The following is a 17,626-nucleotide window of genomic DNA, read 5'->3' as shown; positions in this document are numbered from 1 at the left end:
CGCGTTGGTCGCGTCTTCAGGCCGCCACGGTGGCCTTTGATAACGCAACGCCCACAGTGACCGAACCGCTGCACTTCAACGACAGCACCCTGATTGCGTTTGGCGCGCGTTATCGCCTGTTCGAGCGCTGGACCGTATCGGCGGGTTACGCGCAGGAGACCTCGACCGTCGACGACCGTAGCCGCAGTGCCCGTGCACCGGATGCCGATCGCAGTTATTGGTCGGGTGGTCTGCGCTGGCAGGCATTGCCCACGCTGGGGGTCGTGCTCAGCGTGGGCGTGGTTCGCGGCAAGACGGTCGTGGTCGAGGATCGCACCGAGGCCACCGGAACCGGTCATACGCTGGATGGCCGGTTTGAACCGCTCACCCTGGTCTGGGGCGGCTCGCGCCTGGAATGGAGATTCTGACCATGCCCCGATGTGCCCGTTCATGGATCTTCGTGGGGCTACTCATGGCCTTGCTCACCGGCGGCTGCGTGATCCAGCCGATAGCCCAGCCGGCCACCCAACCGCGCGAGGCGCTGAACCACGGCTACGCGCAGCTCCACTGGGTCGCCAACAAGCTGCAGCACATCGACAAGCTCCTGCTGATCAAGCGCGAGTCCGAGGCCGTGGAATCTGCCGTCGACGCCGTGGCCCAGACGATGAGGCGGCACGCGAACACGCTTGAGCAGATGGAACAGGATCTCGCTGCCGTGGATTTGAGCGAGGATGGCCTGCCCATCTATGAACAGAAGAAACGATGGGCGGTCGTGCGTGAGCGTGGCCTGGTGACCGGCACCCCGGTACTCGGGCAGACCGGCATCGAGTTTGAACGCACGCTGCTGCTGTCGCTGACGGCCGTGCTCAATCAGCAGCGCCATCTATTGAGCGTGATGCGCAGTGATGAGCCGGAACCGGCGCTCAGGGACTGGCTGCTGGCGACCGAAGAGGAACTGAACGCGCTTTACGAGCGGCTCACCGGTTTGCTCGCCGACGCGTATTTCTGCGACAGCCGGGGTTGTTCCGGCTAGGTCGAGCTCGCCGTTCGTCGGCATGGGCTGATCGGATATTGATCGTCGGGGCCGATTAAACTATCGTTCAATTAAACGATCGGTTAATAAGAGAGGAGACCTCCCATGCACTCGACGACAATGGCCTCAAGCCACAGTTACTCTGACAGCAAGCGCTACTGGTGGCTGCTCGGGCTGGTCGTTCCGACGCTGCCATTTGGCAGCTATCTGCTGGTCGAAGCCACCGGCTGGGGCGTGCTTTGGTTCTGGCCGATTGTGTTCGTGTACGGCCTGTTGCCGGCACTGGACTGGTACATCGCCACCGACCAGGACAACCCGCCGGAAGTCGCGGTGCCCGATCTGGAAAACGACCGCTACTACCGCTGGATTGTCTACCTGTTCATCCCGCTGCATTTCGCCGCGTTCGTCTTGTCCGGCTGGGTCTTCGTGCAGGGTGGTCTGGTCTGGTGGGAAGCCCTGGGTGTGGCGTTAAGCCTGGGTGCCGTGTCGGGTTTGTCGATTAATACGGCACACGAATTGGGTCACAAAAAGGGTGATGGCGAACGCTGGCTGGCCAAACTCGCGCTGGCACCGGTGTTCTACGGTCACTTTTTTGTCGAGCACAACCGGGGTCACCACAAGAACGTCGCGACGCCGGACGATCCGGCCAGCTCGCGGATGGGCGAGAGTTTTTACGCGTTTCTGCCGCGCACGGTCTTCGGCAGCCTGCGCTCGGCCTGGCAGTTGGAAAAGACCCGCCTGGCAAGGCTGGGCAAGGGGCCGTGGACACTGCAGAACGAGAACATCCAGGCCTGGCTGATGTCGGTTGTGCTGTGGGGTGCGATGCTGGTCTGGCTGGGTTGGCTGGCGCTGCCGTTTCTGTTGATCCAGTCGGTGTACGGCTTTTCGCTGCTGGAGGTCGTGAACTATCTGGAGCATTACGGACTGGTCCGCCAGAAAACCGAGTCCGGCCGCTACGAGCGCTGTGGGCCCGAGCATTCCTGGAACAGCAATCACGTCGTCACCAACGTGTTTCTGTACCACCTGCAACGTCATTCCGACCACCATGCGAATCCCACCCGCCGCTATCAGGCGCTGCGGGATTTCGAGGAAGCCCCGCAGCTGCCATCCGGCTACGCCGGGATGATCCTGCTGGCCTACCTGCCGCCGATCTGGCGGCGCGTGATGGATCGTCGTGTGGTCGAGCACTACAACGGCGATCTGACCCGCGCGAACCTGCATCCCCCCAAGCGTGCTGCTCTGCTGGCGCGTTATTCGCAGACGGCCTGACACGCCGCTGCGTTAAGATTCGCGGGCGCCATGAGCGCCCGCTTTTTTGTGAGTGGTCCCCGGACGCCACCGTTGAAATAGCGGTACTCACCCTGCGCCAGGAGGAAAAAAGTGGCGAAATATCAATGTGATAATTGCGGGTTCGTCTACGACGAGGCCGAAGGGTTCGCAAAGGAAGGTTTCCCGCCCGGCACGGCTTGGTCTAGGGTGCCCGACGATTGGGCCTGCCCTGACTGTGCGGTCCGCGAAAAGATTGATTTCGAACGAGTGGAAGACGAATGAGTTTGAGACGTTGGCAGTGTCAGGTGTGCGACTACGTATACGACGAAGCAGAAGGCTGGCCGGATGACGGCATTGAACCCGGCACACGCTGGGAAGACGTGCCGGACGACTGGACCTGCCCCGACTGCGGTGCCGGCAAGGCCGATTTTGAAATGATCCCGATCGACTGATGGCTCCCATCGTCATCATCGGAACGGGTCATGCCGGGGTGATGCTCGGCCGCGAATTCCGCAAGCGTGACGCCGAAACCCCACTGCTTTACCTGACTGCCGACGACGGCGCTGCGTATTACAAGCCGAACCTGTCCAAGGCCCTGGCCGATGGCAAGCAGCCGGACGCCCTGGTGATGCAAAGCCCCGACAAGCTCGGCGAGGTGCTGAACGCCTCGGTGCGCGCAAACTGCCAGGTCAGCAAGATCGACCCGGCGGCGCAGCATGTCGAGCTGACCGGTGGCGAACGGATCGCGTACAGCAAACTCGTGCTGGCACTGGGCGCCGACCCGGTTCGGCTGCCGTTTGAAGGCAGTGGTGCCGGCGAAGTCCGCTCGGTGAACGACCTGCTGGACTACCGGAGTTTTCGCGACAATCTGCCCGCAGGCGGCCGCGTCGCCATCATTGGTGCGGGGCTGATCGGCAGTGAGTTTGCCAACGATCTGGCCGCGACCGATCACGTGGTTCACCTGATCGACCTCGCGGACTGGCCGCTATCGCGATTGCTCCCGCGGCCATTGGGTCAGGCGTTGGGTGAGGCGCTGGCCGAAGGCGGCGTGCATTTGCATCTAGGCCAGTCGGTGAAGCGCATCGAACGCAACGGCGAGACGCTGAGCATCGAGACATCGGGGGGCGACGCCATTCAGGCCGATATCGTCCTGTCGGCCGTGGGGCTGGCGCCGCGCACGACGCTGGCCAGTGCTGCCGGCATCCATTGCAACCGGGGCGTTGTGGTCGACGATCATCTCGCCACCAATGCTGCGGACGTCTATTCGCTGGGTGACTGTGCAGAGATCGGCGGCCACGTATTGCCGTACATCATGCCGGCGACTCATGCAGCACGGGCGCTAGCCGCCACGTTGGCCGGGGAGGCCACGCCGCTGAGCTGGCCGGCCATGCCGGTCGTGGTCAAGACACCCATGTGCCCCACCGTGGTCTGCCCGCCATCGAGTGCGACGGGCAGCTGGGGCCAGATCGAGGGTGAAGGCCGTGATCTGAGCGCAATCTTCACCGACGATGCCGGACAAGCCTGCGGCTTTGCCCTCACCGGCGCAGCCACCCGGCGCCGTGGCGAGCTGGCGAAGCTGATGCCGCCCCTGCTCAAGTCGGGCTAGCGGGATGGCCTCGTTTGTCCTCGACACCCGCTTGCAGGAAGACTCGGTCGAAGTCGGCAACCTGGATCTCTGCACCGTCAGGCTCATGGACGACGCGCGGTATCCCTGGCTGATCCTGGTCCCCCGCGTGGCTGACATTGTCGAGATTCACGAGCTCGGTGACGGTGCACAGGCCCAGCTATGGCGTGAGGTCACCGACACGGGCCGCGTGCTGACGGGGATCTACCACGCCGACAAGCTCAATGTTGCGGCCCTCGGCAACGTGGTCCCGCAGCTGCACGTGCATGTCATCGCCCGCGTCGCGGGCGATCCCGCCTGGCCCGGGCCCGTCTGGGGCCACGGCCAGGCGCAGCGTTACGGTCGCCAATCCCTGACCGACCATCTCGACCGACTGCGCACGAACCTGCCGGTTAACTGGATGATGGCTCATTCCTGAACGGGCGCCAGCCGATGCCGGCGCAGCCCGCGAGCTCACGCGCCGCAGTATTCTCACCGGCATGGTCCTGGGCGCGATCCTGACGCCCTGCAATGTGTATTCCGGCCTCAAGATTGGCTGGTCGTTCAACATGTCCATCGTCGCCGCGCTGCTGTCGTATGGATTCTGGAATCTGGCAGCCGCGCCGCTGGGCGCACGTCATTGGGGCTTGCTGGAAAACAACATCAACCAGACCACGGCCTCGTCCGCGGCGTCGATCATCTCCGGCGGCCTGGTGGCACCGATTCCGGCGCTGGCGCTGCTCACCGGCCAGACACTGCCGTTGCACTGGCTGGTCGCCTGGGTGGGCGTGGTCAGTTTGCTGGGTGTCAGCGTGGCCGTGTCCATGCGTCGCCAACTGCTGGTGGTCGAGCAGCTGACGTTTCCTGCCGGCGTGGCGACGGCAGAGACGGTCAAGGAGATTTACGGCCGTGGTGCGGAAGCCGCAGCGCGAGTCCGCGTGCTGCTGGCCGCCCTGCTGGTCTCGGGTCTGGTCAAGGCACTGGAATCCTTCACGGCTTGGTTATCGTCCTGGGCGCTGCCGCTGCGCCTGTCCGGTGGCGGCATGATGGCCGGGCGTTCGATCAGCGGCGGTCAATTGGGCTTCGCGCTGGACCCGTCGCTGCTCCTGGTCGGTTTCGGCGCGATCATCGGCCTGCGCGCCGGGTTGTCGTTGCTGGTCGGTGCCATCCTCGCCTGGGGCGTACTGGCGCCGATGCTGCTGGCCAGCGGTGCGGTGGAGCTCGGCGCCGACGCCGGTGATTTCTGGTATCCGGCGCTGGTGGAGTGGCTGCTGTGGCCCGGTGTCGCGCTAATGGTGTCCGCATCACTCACCGCCTTTGCGCTGGCGATCGCCCGGCGTCGGCCTGTGGCTGTCGAGACAGCGGCCGCGGCAACCGACGAGCCGATCTCCCGGCGTGCGTTCTGGATCGGCTTTGGCGCGACCTTGCTACTGGCGGTGGTCGCCCAGACCAGCTTGTTCGGGATCGACTGGATCACCGCCGTGCTCGCGGTGTTGCTGGCCTACGGTCTGGCGGTGGTGGCCGCCCGCGTCGTGGGCGAAACCGGCATCCCGCCGATCGGTGCGCTGGGCAAGGTGTCGCAGCTCACGTTTGGTGTATTGGCACCGGCGAATCTCACTGCCAACGTGATGACAGCTAACGTGGCTGGCGGGGCGGCCGGTCAGTGTGCCGATTTGCTCAACGATCTGAAGACGGGGCACCTGGTTGGCGCCACGCCGCGTTTGCAGATCACGGCGCAGCTGTTCGGCATTCTCACCGGCAGCGTGGTCGGCTCGCTGGCCTATCTGGCGCTGATACCGGACCCGCAGACCATGCTGATCACGGCCGAGTGGCCAGCCCCGGCTGTAGTGACCTGGAAAGCCGTCGCCGAGGTCTTGTCGGGCGGTTTGTCGGCCGTGCCGGCCGGCGCCATTCCGGCCATGGGGCTGGCCGCTGTGCTCGGTGTGGTGATCGCCTGCGCGCGTGCTCTCGGGCCGGGGCTGATCGGACGCCTGGCGCCCAGCGCACCGGCTGCAGGGTTGGCCTTCGTGATTCCCGCCTCCAATTCGATCAGCCTGTTTCTGGGCGCGGTCGCGGCCGCCATTGCCGCGGTCGTCGCGCCCCGCTGGTCCGCGCGCTTCGTGATCGCACTGGCAGCTGGCTTGGTCGCAGGCGAAAGCCTGGTCGGAGTGCTGGTCGCGTTTCTCCGCCTGGGCGGGCTCTAAGGAATCACGAGTCGTACCGCTGGGCAGGTCGGACCGGCCTGTTATCGTGGCTCAAGCTTTTTCAGCTGTGGTCGACCCTACAAAGACCTTAACCCCAACCCACCATGCCCAGTGTCTAACCAACCCGGCGGAAGCTCCGGCGACCTGATCGCCCAGCTGCGCGAAAGCGAGCAGCGATTTCGTGGTGCGTTCGAGACGGCGGCGATTGGGATGGCGCTGGTCTCGATGGAAGGCCGCTGGCTGGATGTCAATCCATCGCTTTGCGAGATCGTCGGCTATTCGCGCGACGAGCTGCTGGTGAAGGATTTCCAGACCATCACCCACCCAGATGATCTGGACACGGATCTACACCTGCTCGGCCAGCTCGTGGCGGGGGAGATTCCGTCCTACCGGATGGAGAAACGGTATTTCCATAAGACCGGTCGCATTGTCTGGATCGTGCTCAGCGTGTCACTGGTACGTGATGCCGCGGGCGGCCCGGTGCATTTCGTGTCCCAGATCGAGGATGTCACGCAGGCAAAGTCCGCGCTGGCCGCACTGGAGCAGTCCAACCGCGATCTGGAGCAGTTTGCCGCCTTTGTCTCGCATGATCTCAAGGCGCCGCTACGCGGGGTGCGGGGCTTCGCCAAGCTGTTACGCGAGCAAACGGCAGGCGGCCTTCCCGGCGAATCGGAGGAGTATCTGGAGATGATCGATGCGAGCATCGACCGCGCGGATGCCCTGGTGGACGATTTGCTGGCTCTGGCGCGTGTGAGCCAGGCACCGCGATCGCAGCCCGTGGACACCCAGACAGTGATTGGTGACGTCCTGTTCGACCTTGGTCCTGAACTCGATGCCGTCAATGCCGAGGTCGTTACCGGCCAATTGCTGCCTGTTTGGAGCTCCGAGGTCGGCATTCGTCAGCTGGTGCAAAATCTGCTCGTCAACGCGATCAAGTTTCGCGATGAAACGCGGCGGTTGCGGGTGACCGTGCATTGCGAGCGTCAACTCAACGAGGCGGTGTTCTCGGTGACTGACAACGGCCGGGGCATTGATCCCAGGTACGCCGAACGTGTGTTCCGCCCCTTCGAGCGCTTGCATGGCAGTGAGGTCGAGGGCACCGGTATCGGACTGGCCATCTGCCAGAAGGTGGTGGAACGAGCCGGTGGCCGCATCTGGATCGAGCCCAACGCCCTAGTAGGAGTGACCGTCAGCTTTGCATTACCGGTGGCGCTGCCTGCCGATTGATACCGCGGCGTCGGCGCACCGTCGCGGGGGCGCCGATGTTCGATTTGCGATGCAAAATGCAAAGCGATCCGCCATGCGGCTCGACGTCTCGCATCGACCCAGGGCGGATCGATCAAATTCGTCAAATAAATCAGCCATTTATTTTGCTTCCTTTGTTGGAACGCCATTTGCCATTCGTTATGGACAAAGTCCCACGAGACCTCGACCCATGACGTTGAATCGAACCGCTCTCATTCTGATCGGCTACCAAAATGACTACTTTGCGCCCGATGGCATTCTGCACCCTGTCATCGAGGAAGCGGCCCGGGTGGGCGGCGTTCTGGGCAACACGCTCGGCTTGCTGGAGCGGCTTGGTGACCGGTTTGCCCAGGTGGTGTCAACGCCGATCAATTTTTCTCCCGATTACCGTGAGCTGGAAAAACCGGTCGGCATTCTCAAGACCATCGAAGAGGTCGGGGCGTTTCAGGCCGGCCGGCCTGGTAGCCGCACCATTGACCAGCTGAAGCCCTACGAGGCCATCATCACCGAAATTCCGGGAAAACGTGGCCTGAACGCCTTCTCCAACACGAATCTGGAAAAAACCCTGCGCCGTGGCGGGATCGACCATGTGGTGTTAGCCGGTGCGGTCACCTCGATTTGCATCGACTCCACCGGTCGTCATGCCGCCGATCTCGGCTTCGCCGTGACGGTCCTGTCCGATTGCACGACGGGCCGGACGGTTTTCGAGCAGGAGTACTACTGCGAGAACGTGTTCCCACTCTACGCCACCGTGATGGCGTCGAGCGAGCTGTCGGCCGGGTAGCGTTCTGGTCTCCGGCGCTTTGGCGCATTGCCCAACAAGGCCGCTGTTCAGCGGCCTTTTTCATGTCTGATCGTCACCGCGGTGACGGTGTCGCTGAACGGCCGTCATTTTTTTGTCAGAAACGGGCAGCCGGCGCCCTGACTGGAAAAGCAGTTTGCAAATTGCGAGGCTTTCTGAAAATTCGGCTGATGCTGCGCGGTAGTTCTTAACTTTATCAAAGGCCATAATCAATGCAAGTCATTGATATGAACCAGGAAAAATAGCCACTCTCGATGCCTGAGAACATGGCTTGGATGCTGCAAACCAGGATGCGAACCTGAAAACTGACCCGCGCCTGGCGGGCAAGGAGCATCCATGATCGCGACTCGGTATCGCGCCCTCGTGAGCGGCCTGTTGTTGTGCATGGCAGGGCTTGTTCATGCAGACGGCCTGAAATATGTTGAAACGGCTGATGGTGCCAAGCGTTCTTCTACGCGGCATCTCGTGCAATGGACCCACACCCGTCTGGTTTTCGACAAGCCGCTCGAGCGGGTGGCGGTGGGGCAGGAAAGCACCCTGAAACTCGAAGTGCTGGGTGAGTACGAGATTCTGGCCCTGGCCAAGAACGTAGGCCGGACCAGCATCATGGTCTGGTACGCCGACCAGACCACGGAAACCTTTTTGTTCAGCGTGGTTCAGGATCTGAGCGTACTGCGGCGAGCCCTGTCTGACGTTCACCCGCGGATTCGCATTGAACTCGCTCCCGACCGCGCCGCACTGGTGCTGCGCGGTCGCGTGCCCACGGTCAAGTATCGTCTCGGCGCGCAGGGCGTGGCAGAAAACTACCTGTTTGCGGGCCAGCGGAATCGTGACGCCGGTCCGGCCGACAGCGTGTTGCAGGCCCCTGGTGGTGTTCGCGTGGACCGTGGGCCGCGCGCCAGTGGCTTTGGTGCATCCATCATCAACCTGATTCAGGTCGATGAGCTGCCGCAAAGCCACGAGGACAAGATTCTTGCCGCTATCCGCGATGTGGGTGGCCACGACGTGAAGGTGCGCAGAATCCAGACGGGCGATTTGGTGGACAACGGCGTCGACACGCTAGTGCTGGCCGGTGAGGTCGCCAACCAGGTCGTTCTCACGCGGGTGCTCAATATCGCGTCGCGCCTGTTCCTCGGAGTGGCCGCCGATCAGCCGGGTGGTGTCCAGATCACACCGTTGACGGATGAGTCAGGCGCCATGCTCAACGGACGTCAGTCCGCGGCAAATGCGGCTACCGGTTTCGGCGTATCGGCAGACGATCTGGACAATGACATCCGCGCCAATATCGGCCGCTCCAAGCTGATTTCCGCCGCCGGCGGACGCATTCTGTCCATGATCGAGGTCCGCGACCTGCCCCAGGTGCGTGTGTCCGTGCAGATGCATGAAGTGGATCGACTGCGCCTGAAGTCGTGGCGCCCGGATATCTCTGCGATGAGCAGCGGTTACCGGCGCGATGGCGGGTTCACGCAGTCGGGCCTACAGCCTGTGGAAGGTGCTTCTACCGTGGAAAATGCGTTGCGCATGGTCGGCGGCGCGCTGTCCAACAATCTGCAGATCGCGAACGGACGATTTGCGTTCGACATGCTCTTCTCGCTGCTGGAGGAGGAAGGGATCTCAAGAACGCTGTCGCGGCCCACCTTGACCGTGCTGGCCGGTGAATCGGCGGTGTTTCGCGCCGGTGGTGAAGTGCCGATTCCCAGCGCGTTTGCGCCGTCCGGCCTCTCTGCGGACGACAGCGTCGGGCAGAACACCAGCGGCGTGTTCAGCGGCACCGAGTTCAAGGCATTTGGCGTCGAGCTGAAGGTTCGCGCCATGGTGGACGAGAACGACCAGATCACCCTGGATATCAATCCCACGGTGTCGTTGCCGGATACCGCGCTAACCCGTCAGATCGCCGACAGCACCGGTGCCAGCCTCAATGCTGCGGCATTCGATGTACGCAGCATCAGCACCTCGACACGTGTCCGCGACGGCCAGCCGCTGGTGCTGGGTGGTCTGGTCAGCCGCGACATCTCGGACAGAAGCGCGCACACGCCGGGTATTAGCGATGTTCCGCTGGTGGGCCGTCTGGCGGAATCGACCAGCCAGAGCGACAACGAGCGCGAACTGATCATCGTCGTGACCCCGACCATCGTGCGCGAACCCAAGCACGATCTGAATCTCTGGCATTTTCCGAATCCGCGGCTGTTACTCCGCGAAGGACTATCGCCTCAACACCGTCACCTGCGCAGTACTGCAAGCGCACCGGAGATATCCTGATGAATGCTCAAAAATGCATACAAGGCCTGCTGTTGATCGCAATGGCGCTGAGCAGTGCCTGCACGTCCATGGACCACGCCCGCAAACACCAGCCTGATCCGCAGGATCGGCTCGCCGCCATGCTGGAACTGGATCAGAACGCCTATGCACATGGCCGCATGTGTCGCGAGATTTGGTACGACAACAATCGGGTTATGGATTGCGAAGCCATCCAGCGTGAAATCGACCGTCTTTACGTCGAATACCCCCAGGCCGAGCGCGTGTTACTCGCCAATGCCGTCATGCACTTCGAGCATGGGCGTCCCGAAGCGGCCCAGTGGTTGCTGGATGAACTCCTGGCCCGGCCTGGCAGCTTTCCACAGGCCGGCATCCTGCGATCCCAGCTCGCGTTACGGGAAGGGAACCTGAGTCTCGCTCGCCGGGTATTGGAGGAGCAGATCGTGCTGGCCCCGGGCCAACCCCTGCTCCACGAAGCCGTGGCCAGCGTGCATTACCTGACCGGGGATTACACCAAGGCAGACCAGGCCTTGCGCCGCGCAGATCTGCTGGGTGCGCCGCAGTGGCGAACGAATTATCACCGGGGGCTGCTGCTGGAGGGCCAGAAAGAGACGGTCCAGGCCTGCGACGTGTATCGCAAGAGCCTGAACCAGAATCCGGGTTACCGCCAACCCATGGCGAGGCTGGTTGGCCTCAGTCACCAGCCGGATTGCGCGCGCGCGCTACGTGCAGTTCGACAATCTGACAGACCCATGTCCTGAACTTGCTCAGGAACAGCGACAAGCGGCCCTATATGGGCCGTTTTTTTTGGTTTTGTCGGATTATCGTCGCCGGTCGAATCCCTGAAGATATGGATTATCTCAATAGTATTCGCAAGGCGGTTTTCAAATTGGGAATGTCGCGCGCCAGCCGGCCGTACGAGATGGGCGCTACTTTCGTGAAACATCTATAAGCCATTGTTTTTACCATTATTTATAGAGAGTCAAGGAATGGGCGCTTTATGGCACGAGCCCTGCAATATAGATATCGCAGGACGCAGAACGCCTTGTTCACTCAGGCTTAAATATTGAACGGACTTTAAATCTAGACTTTTTTATCAAGGAATATCGAAATGAAACTGCAGAGCAAAGAAAACCGCAACGACCGTCGTCAGGCTGGCTTCATCATGACGTCCGAACTCATCTTGCTGGTGACCATCATGGTGGTCGGCATGATCGTCGGCCTGGTCACGATGCGCGATGCCGCCACGGCTGAGATGGAAGACGTCGCCGAGGCCATTGGCCAGCTGGATCAGAGCTACGCGTTCAATGGCTTGAAGAGCGCCAACAACACCGCCCTGGTGGATGGCTCGAGCTACGGCGACGCCGTGGATCTTAACGCCGGTGACAACTCCGAGTTCACGTTTGTGGCCAACGACAACGCCGAAGGCGTGACCAGCATCACCCCCGCTGCGGGATCGTCCAGCGCCGCTGCTGCAGGCACGCAGTAATCGCCACCCAAGCCAAGCGGCCCTTCGGGGCCGCTTGATTCCTCGCTTCAACCCGGAGTCCTGACATGAAATCCAAGACCAGAGGAAGTGCAACCGCCAGTATTGCCCTGTTTGTCACTTCGGGCCTGATGGCATCGGTGCTCGGGCTCCGACAGTACGACCGCGTCACCTCCGTGCCGGCCTGGGTAACCAGCGCGCCGGTTCAGGCGGGAGACGTTCTGACACAAGACCAGTTGACCCAATCCCGAATTCCGCGGGACGAGGTCGGCATCGATAATCCCCAGACGCTGGTTGGAAAGCGCCTGCGCATCAGCAAGGGCGCGGGTGAGGCGATCCAGCCAGGGGATCTGATCGTGCCGGCCCCACCGCAACAGAAGACCCTGGCCCAGCATGTTCCCCAAGGTCGGGTGCTTTACTCCCTGCCGCTAGGCAATCACGCCACGACGCCATTGTCGCAACTGCACGCCGGCGATCGGCTGGATGTGCTGGTGCGCGGTCGCAATGGCGTCCGCACCGCCGCGACCGATGTCCGCCTGATCGGCGTGCTCAAGCCGCGCGGGTCATCACCGTCCACGGATGACGGCGGCGCTATCACCAGCCTGTTGCCGCAGCGTTCGAGCAGGCAGGCCGCCGCCAGCGGCAACACCACGCTGGTCCTCGCCGTACAGCCGGAACACGTCTACCCGCTGGCGCACATCGCTGCCGCGGACCAGGTTTCCCTGGTTATCCACAGCGCCCTCGATGTCGCGCTGGGCCGCCAGATAACGGTCACTCCGGCGCGTACGGAGCGACCCGTGGAGGTGGTGGCCGGACTCGAGCGTTCCACTGTTTACGTCAATCGCTAATCGGAGATCGTCATGCTCAGATTGCTTGAAAACACCGAAGTGCCCCCAGTGGCTGTGCGCAGGCCGACCAATTTGCGCGATCTGCGACGCCAGGTGCATGCGCGGCTGATCGATTCGCTGGACGGAGAGTCGGCCGACGCCCTGGATCGACCCGAGGTTGTCAGCGAGCGCATCGGCGAGATTCTGTGGGATCTGTCACGGGAAACCGAGTTGACGGTCTCCCTGCCGGAGCGCCGCCGGATCGAATCGGAAATTCTTGATGATCTGAAAGGCATGGGCCCCCTGGCGTCCCTGATGCTGGATCGTGGCATCACCGACATCTTGGTCAACGGTCCGGACGAGGTCTGGATTGATCGCTGCGGCCAGTTGGAACGGACCGATCTGGCCTTTGATGACGACGCCCATCTGCGCCGCTTCATCGATCGGCTGGTCGCCGGTCAGGGCCGTCATCTCGATGCCCGTCATCCCCAGGTTGACGCTCGGCTGCCGGACGGCAGCCGCCTGCATGCGGTGATTCCGCCACTTTGTCCGCGGGGCGCGGTGGTATCGATCCGGCGGTTCCAGAACGAATCGCTGAAGCCTCAGGATCTGGTGGAGCGCGGCATGCTGGACCAGGGCTTGCTGACGCTGCTGGAACTGGCGGTCGGCTGCGGGCAGAACATCGTTATCGCCGGCAGCGCCGGCGCCGGCAAGACCACGCTGCTGAACATGCTGTCGGGGTTCATCCCGGAGCACGAGCGGGTGGTGACCGTGGAGGAAACCGCCGAGCTCAAGTTGGACCATGGCCATGTGATTCCGCTGGAAGCCCGGCAGCAGGTTGGCGAAGTGGCCCAGACCAGCCCGCTGCGCGAACTTGTGCGCACCGCGTTGCGCATGCGCGCCGATCGGATCATTGTCGGCGAAGTGCGTGGCGCCGAGGTGCTGGACATGCTGCAGGCGATGAACGTCGGACATGACGGCAGTCTGACCACCGTGCACGCCAACAGTCCGCAGGATGTTCTGCGGCGTCTGGAAGCGCTGGCCCACATGGGCGACGCCGGTATGCCGCGGGAGACGATTCGGGACATGATCGGATCAGCCGTGCACCTGATCGTTCAGGTCATGCGCTTCCGGGATGGCCAGCGTCGCATCGTCAGCCTTTGCGAAGTCCACGACGATCAGGGCTCGCTCAAGGTCAACGAACTCTACCGTTACAAGCTGGCACGGGCGGATATCGGCGGTGGGATCGTCGGTCACCACGAGTGCACGGGTGCGCCGCCGCGGTTCCTGGAGCGCGCGCAGGTGCTGGGGTATCTGACACCCGATCGCTACACCGGGCTGCGGGATGCCGTTTGAAGTCGTAGCCATCGTCGCCTGCCTGCTGGCTTGTGGGGTCAGTGCCCTGCGGCTGAGGCAGGTGCTGACCACACCGGCGAATGGCGACTATGTCGTCCCCGATGCCCGCGAGTCGCTGCGGCCCAACGCATTACAGCGGCTGGGGGCGGCGCTGCCCGGCCAGCCGGCCGCGCTGGTCGTGTTGGCTTTGATTCTGGTGCCGGGGTTGCTGGCCGTGACCGCCGCCACGCTGCTCAAGCCGGAGTTGCCTTCCCTGGCGGGGGTCGTGGGTGTTGGCCTACCTGCGCTCATGCTGTTGGTGCTGCGCGATGCTGCGAGTTGGCGTTGCCGTCACTTCGAAACCCAGCTGGTGGATGCGACCGATTTGATGAACGCGGCCGTGCAGGCGGGACTGAACGCACATGGAGCCATCGAGACGGCTTCGCTGTCGGGCCCGGCGACGGTGCGCAAGGAACTGGCGGAAGTGCTGGGCCGGCTGGATCTCGGGCTGCCCATCGAACAGGCGCTCAGCCGGATGCGCGAGCGCTACGACTGTGAAGGCACGCGCCTGCTGACTCAGGCCCTGGTGGTCAAATGGCATGACGGAACAGACTTTCGCAGCCTGCTGCGTGCAGTCAGCGCTCTGCTGCATGAGCGGCTCAAGCTTCGCCGTCAGGTCGAGAGTCAACTGTCCGGGGCGCGCTATGCCGCCCTGTTTGCCGGGGCGTTGCCTTATTTGCTGATTCCGGTGTTCCTCTGGCGCCAGCCCGAATGGCTCGATGTGCTGCTGGAACACCCGCAGGGGGTGACACTGCTGCTCTCGGCGGCGCTGTGCCAGGTGGCCGGCTTCGTGTGGCTACGTCGAATCTTGAGGATGCAGGAATGACGATGATGACGATGTGGGTGGATATGCTCGCGCTGGGGCTGATGATCGCCAGCGGCCTGCTGTTCTGGCACATGGAGCGCAGCAGTCTGCGCCGCCCCGGCAACCGTCGCCGGGAAACGCTGGAAGGCGAGCCCCAGCGTGGCCTGTACCTTCGAGGCTTGCGGCAGGCCGGGCTGCATCCGCGACAGGCGTATCGCGTTTTCTGGGCGGTCAAGTTCACGCTGGCGCTACTGGCCGGGCTGCTGATCCTGGAATGGACCGACGGCACGCAACCGGTGACGGTCGTGACCTGTGTGCTGACCGCGGGTTTCGTGCCGGATCTCTGGTTGCTGTTGCGCCGGCATCAGCGGCGCCAACGCATTCGTCAAAGCCTGCCGTTTCTGATCAGCCTGATCGTCGCGTATCTGCGTTCCGGTGTTCCATTGACACAGGCATTGAGCCAGGTTGCCCGGTTGCGACCGGATTCGCAGGACCCGCTGGGCCAGGAGATGGAGCTGATCAGCCGCGAGATCAATGCCGGCCGTGACCGCAACGTCGCCTTTTCGCATCTGGCCGCACGCACGGGCGTGCCCGCCACGGAACGTCTTGCCGCCGTGCTTCGTGTCGGCCATGAGGCGGGTGCCCCGATCGCGGACACCCTGGATGCCCAGGCCCGCTTGCTGGGCCATGAGCAGGCGCAGCAGGTCACCGAACTGACCCAGCGCAAGTCGATGGAGTTGATGCTGCCCATGGTGCTCGTGTGCTTCCCCATGTTTCTGGTGTTGGTCATGTTTCCCGCAGCTATCCAGCTAATGGATGTACTCGGCATGATCGGCGAACTGTTCTAGGCACGATCAAGGTTCTGATGCAGATGACACAGACTCACACGCGCGCTCGCGCCGCCAAGCGCCGCCAGGGCGGATTCATCATCACGGTCGAGCTCTTGCTGATCGCGACCATTCTGGTCATCGGTTCCATTGTCGGGGTCATCGCGATTCGCGACGCCCTGGTCAAGCGCATCGCCCAGCAGCGGTCGCAGGCCGTGCTCGTCATTGATGACAGCGGCCGGGTGCTCGGTGAGGCACTGGGTTTTGACGAACACGAAGCCCCTCTGGTGAGCTACATCGACCGCACGGTGCCGCCTGCTGCGCCGGACCCCGATCATCGTAACTACCGGGCATTGATTGGCGTTCGCGACGACCGATTCACCACACGGGAACCGGTGTACTACTCCGGCGAGAACTGCACCGGCACGCCGTGCATGAAGCTCGCCAGCGATGAGGACACCGACAGCATCGGTTACGACGGCATCGCCGGAACCGGTGCCGTGAGTTACCTGTATGGCGTGCAGAATTCACCGACCTACGGGATCGGAGCATCGCAGGGCGGGCTCCGCGGTGACTTGTATCGCAGTACCGACCAGTTCTGTCCGGTTGAGGTGTCCGAGATCCGGTCGCGCTACCTGTCGCAGCGCGTGGTGTCGGGCTCACCTTGCGAAGCCTTTCAGCTCGGCCAGCCCGGTGAGCCGGAAACATCCTGTCTCGCCGACCTCGGCGGGGTTTGCAGCTGCCCCTCGGGCTACGACGACCAGGGCGACATACTGACCCGCTATCTCGGTCCCATAGATGCGTTGTTGACGACCACGACGGCGGCGTTGAATGCGGTGCTGCTCGGCGCGGTGCCCACGGTCGATGTCGGCGAGGTGTGTTGCCCGTCGGGAACACGCGTGCGGGACGATGGCAACCTGGTCAACGCAGTCGTCTACACGCTGCTGACCAACGTGCTGGATGACCTGGGGCTGCTGGACGGACTGGTCGGCGGATTGCTCGACGCCATCCTGCAGCCATTGGCCGGGGAGCTTTATTGCGAGACGAACGCCAGCCTGCAGGCGGCGCAATGGGTGCCTGACCCCAACGACAGCGGCCTGAATGCACTGGATCGTTTCACGCCGCCCTTTGTCGTCAACCTGCCCATGGATCAGGGACCAGACAGCGACACGTGGATATCCACCCCCCCTGATGGCGAAGGCTTGAACAGCCAGCCCTGATCGTCTTTTTTCTTCATCTACGCAGGAGTACCAACATGCATCGCTCTCAATTGCCGCGTCAGATTATCCGGGTCTCCGCGCTCGTATTGCTGGCGCATCGGGTCAATGCGGCCCCCCAGGATGTCGTCACCACCGAGGCCGAGGATTTGGCCGAAGCGCTTGAACAGCTCGACCAGAGTTTCCAGTATCCGGGGCTGCGCAGCGGTCACGGCACCGCGACGGTCGGCGGGGCTCGCTACCGTGATCAGCCCACGCCGCAACCAGGTCCGGTGTCGGCGCCCACGGGTCAAGGGCTGCCCCAGATTGGCGTCGAAGTACCGGAAACAGATCAATAGCCAGCGCCATACGCTGGCGGCTTTACGACGGCGGGCCGCACGGCACCCACGCAAAAAACGGGGTATCCGGAATCTACTGTGGACGGGGTAAGCAGCGCTGGAGCTCGTTCCTTCTCACGCATGTGGATTTTCGTGGTTTATGCCAAGTCACGGCAGATTCAGAGGATGTGGGTTCTCAGAACGCCTATTCGAAGTAACCCGCTCCCAGAAGCCCACAGAGCCTAGGTGTCGGGTCCCGGAAGATTCCGTACATTTCGCCGAAAAAGTTGAGGGTGTGATTGTGCCCACTGTTTCATCGCCTGTATCGGTGCTTGGTGTTTGAGCGCCTTCTGAGGCAGGT

Annotated in this window: 19 protein-coding genes and 1 pseudogene; 19 read left to right on the top strand and 1 reads right to left on the bottom strand. The window is 62.9% G+C overall.

Features of this window, described 5'->3' with window-relative positions; all coding sequences use genetic code 11:
- From ACE1EY_RS09475 to ACE1EY_RS09385, 19 genes are all read left to right on the top strand, one after another.
- Positions 1-407, top strand: a 407-nt coding sequence (locus tag ACE1EY_RS09475) for an outer membrane protein transport protein (RefSeq protein ID WP_370300045.1), incomplete at its 5' end; no start/stop codon positions are given.
- Positions 408-409: 2 nt separating this feature from the next.
- A complete protein-coding gene (locus ACE1EY_RS09470) occupies positions 410-1,012 on the top strand; it encodes a hypothetical protein (RefSeq protein ID WP_291513958.1) in 603 nt (200 codons plus the stop codon).
- 105 nt (positions 1,013-1,117) lie between these two features.
- Positions 1,118-2,281, top strand: coding sequence for an alkane 1-monooxygenase (locus tag ACE1EY_RS09465; RefSeq protein WP_291513959.1), 1,164 nt, complete (start codon positions 1,118-1,120; stop codon positions 2,279-2,281).
- A 111-nt stretch (positions 2,282-2,392) separates the two neighbouring features.
- Positions 2,393-2,563, top strand: a complete 171-nt coding sequence (locus tag ACE1EY_RS09460) for a rubredoxin (RefSeq protein WP_291513960.1) — start codon at positions 2,393-2,395, stop codon at positions 2,561-2,563.
- A gap of 2 nt (positions 2,564-2,565) precedes the next feature.
- Positions 2,566-2,733: a rubredoxin gene (locus ACE1EY_RS09455; protein ID WP_291513964.1), complete on the top strand. Its 168-nt coding sequence runs from the start codon at positions 2,566-2,568 to the stop codon at positions 2,731-2,733.
- On the top strand, positions 2,733-3,887 hold the full coding sequence (locus ACE1EY_RS09450; RefSeq protein WP_370300044.1) for an FAD-dependent oxidoreductase: 1,155 nt from the start codon (positions 2,733-2,735) through the stop codon (positions 3,885-3,887). The genes ACE1EY_RS09455 and ACE1EY_RS09450 overlap by 1 nt, the downstream gene beginning before the upstream one ends.
- 4 nt (positions 3,888-3,891) lie before the next feature.
- Positions 3,892-4,323, top strand: a complete 432-nt coding sequence (locus ACE1EY_RS09445; protein ID WP_291513962.1) for an HIT domain-containing protein — start codon at positions 3,892-3,894, stop codon at positions 4,321-4,323.
- On the top strand, positions 4,316-6,088 hold the full coding sequence (locus ACE1EY_RS09440; protein ID WP_291513965.1) for an OPT family oligopeptide transporter: 1,773 nt from the start codon (positions 4,316-4,318) through the stop codon (positions 6,086-6,088). The genes ACE1EY_RS09445 and ACE1EY_RS09440 overlap by 8 nt, the downstream gene beginning before the upstream one ends.
- 111 nt (positions 6,089-6,199) lie before the next feature.
- Positions 6,200-7,315, top strand: coding sequence for a PAS domain S-box protein (locus ACE1EY_RS09435; RefSeq protein ID WP_370300043.1), 1,116 nt, complete (start codon positions 6,200-6,202; stop codon positions 7,313-7,315).
- Positions 7,316-7,388: 73 nt separating this feature from the next.
- Positions 7,389-8,117, top strand: coding sequence for a cysteine hydrolase family protein (locus ACE1EY_RS09430; RefSeq protein WP_370300042.1), 729 nt, complete (start codon positions 7,389-7,391; stop codon positions 8,115-8,117).
- Positions 8,118-8,471: 354 nt separating this feature from the next.
- Entirely contained in the window at positions 8,472-10,394 is a 1,923-nt protein-coding gene (locus ACE1EY_RS09425; protein WP_291514540.1) for a pilus assembly protein N-terminal domain-containing protein, read from the top strand.
- Positions 10,394-11,152 carry a hypothetical protein gene (locus ACE1EY_RS09420; protein WP_291514539.1) on the top strand — a complete coding sequence of 253 codons (759 nt, stop codon included), beginning with the start codon at positions 10,394-10,396 and terminating at the stop codon, positions 11,150-11,152. Before ACE1EY_RS09425 ends, ACE1EY_RS09420 begins: the two co-directional genes overlap by 1 nt.
- A gap of 350 nt (positions 11,153-11,502) precedes the next feature.
- On the top strand, positions 11,503-11,880 hold the full coding sequence (locus ACE1EY_RS09415) for a hypothetical protein (protein WP_291514538.1): 378 nt from the start codon (positions 11,503-11,505) through the stop codon (positions 11,878-11,880).
- 65 nt (positions 11,881-11,945) lie between these two features.
- Positions 11,946-12,725 carry an SAF domain-containing protein gene (locus ACE1EY_RS09410; protein ID WP_291514537.1) on the top strand — a complete coding sequence of 260 codons (780 nt, stop codon included), beginning with the start codon at positions 11,946-11,948 and terminating at the stop codon, positions 12,723-12,725.
- 12 nt (positions 12,726-12,737) lie between these two features.
- A complete protein-coding gene (locus ACE1EY_RS09405) occupies positions 12,738-14,060 on the top strand; it encodes a CpaF family protein (protein WP_291514536.1) in 1,323 nt (440 codons plus the stop codon).
- Positions 14,050-14,925 carry a type II secretion system F family protein gene (locus ACE1EY_RS09400; protein WP_291514535.1) on the top strand — a complete coding sequence of 292 codons (876 nt, stop codon included), beginning with the start codon at positions 14,050-14,052 and terminating at the stop codon, positions 14,923-14,925. Before ACE1EY_RS09405 ends, ACE1EY_RS09400 begins: the two co-directional genes overlap by 11 nt.
- Positions 14,922-15,752 (top strand): type II secretion system F family protein, encoded by an 831-nt coding sequence (locus ACE1EY_RS09395; RefSeq protein ID WP_291514534.1) that lies wholly within the window; start codon positions 14,922-14,924, stop codon positions 15,750-15,752. The genes ACE1EY_RS09400 and ACE1EY_RS09395 overlap by 4 nt, the downstream gene beginning before the upstream one ends.
- A gap of 23 nt (positions 15,753-15,775) precedes the next feature.
- Positions 15,776-16,951, top strand: a complete 1,176-nt coding sequence (locus ACE1EY_RS09390) for a hypothetical protein (protein WP_291514533.1) — start codon at positions 15,776-15,778, stop codon at positions 16,949-16,951.
- 35 nt (positions 16,952-16,986) lie between these two features.
- Complete coding sequence (locus tag ACE1EY_RS09385) at positions 16,987-17,286, top strand: hypothetical protein (RefSeq protein ID WP_291514532.1); 300 nt, start codon at positions 16,987-16,989, stop codon at positions 17,284-17,286.
- A gap of 221 nt (positions 17,287-17,507) precedes the next feature.
- Here ACE1EY_RS09385 and ACE1EY_RS09380 read toward each other — a convergent pair.
- A pseudogene (locus ACE1EY_RS09380) lies at positions 17,508-17,626 on the bottom strand (IS481 family transposase); the annotation flags it as partial.

This window comes from Abyssibacter sp., assembly GCF_964229365.1.
Taxonomy (GTDB): Bacteria; Pseudomonadota; Gammaproteobacteria; order Nevskiales; family OUC007; genus Abyssibacter.
This window is presented reverse-complemented; position numbering and strand designations above follow the sequence as displayed.

Bases quoted from the DNA above. Each gene is read 5' to 3' on its own strand.
- ACE1EY_RS09430 (WP_370300042.1), top strand. From the start codon at position 7,389: ATGCGGCTCGACGTCTCGCATCGACCCAGGGCGGATCGATCAAATTCG.
- ACE1EY_RS09390 (WP_291514533.1), top strand. From the start codon at position 15,776: ATGACACAGACTCACACGCGCGCTCGCGCCGCCAAGCGCCGCCAGGGC.
- ACE1EY_RS09400 (WP_291514535.1), top strand. From the start codon at position 14,050: ATGCCGTTTGAAGTCGTAGCCATCGTCGCCTGCCTGCTGGCTTGTGGG.
- ACE1EY_RS09415 (WP_291514538.1), top strand. From the start codon at position 11,503: ATGAAACTGCAGAGCAAAGAAAACCGCAACGACCGTCGTCAGGCTGGC.
- ACE1EY_RS09425 (WP_291514540.1), top strand. From the start codon at position 8,472: ATGATCGCGACTCGGTATCGCGCCCTCGTGAGCGGCCTGTTGTTGTGC.
- ACE1EY_RS09395 (WP_291514534.1), top strand. From the start codon at position 14,922: ATGACGATGATGACGATGTGGGTGGATATGCTCGCGCTGGGGCTGATG.
- ACE1EY_RS09420 (WP_291514539.1), top strand. From the start codon at position 10,394: ATGAATGCTCAAAAATGCATACAAGGCCTGCTGTTGATCGCAATGGCG.
- ACE1EY_RS09450 (WP_370300044.1), top strand. From the start codon at position 2,733: ATGGCTCCCATCGTCATCATCGGAACGGGTCATGCCGGGGTGATGCTC.
- ACE1EY_RS09445 (WP_291513962.1), top strand. From the start codon at position 3,892: ATGGCCTCGTTTGTCCTCGACACCCGCTTGCAGGAAGACTCGGTCGAA.
- ACE1EY_RS09465 (WP_291513959.1), top strand. From the start codon at position 1,118: ATGCACTCGACGACAATGGCCTCAAGCCACAGTTACTCTGACAGCAAG.
- ACE1EY_RS09385 (WP_291514532.1), top strand. From the start codon at position 16,987: ATGCATCGCTCTCAATTGCCGCGTCAGATTATCCGGGTCTCCGCGCTC.
- ACE1EY_RS09470 (WP_291513958.1), top strand. From the start codon at position 410: ATGCCCCGATGTGCCCGTTCATGGATCTTCGTGGGGCTACTCATGGCC.
- ACE1EY_RS09405 (WP_291514536.1), top strand. From the start codon at position 12,738: ATGCTCAGATTGCTTGAAAACACCGAAGTGCCCCCAGTGGCTGTGCGC.
- ACE1EY_RS09410 (WP_291514537.1), top strand. From the start codon at position 11,946: ATGAAATCCAAGACCAGAGGAAGTGCAACCGCCAGTATTGCCCTGTTT.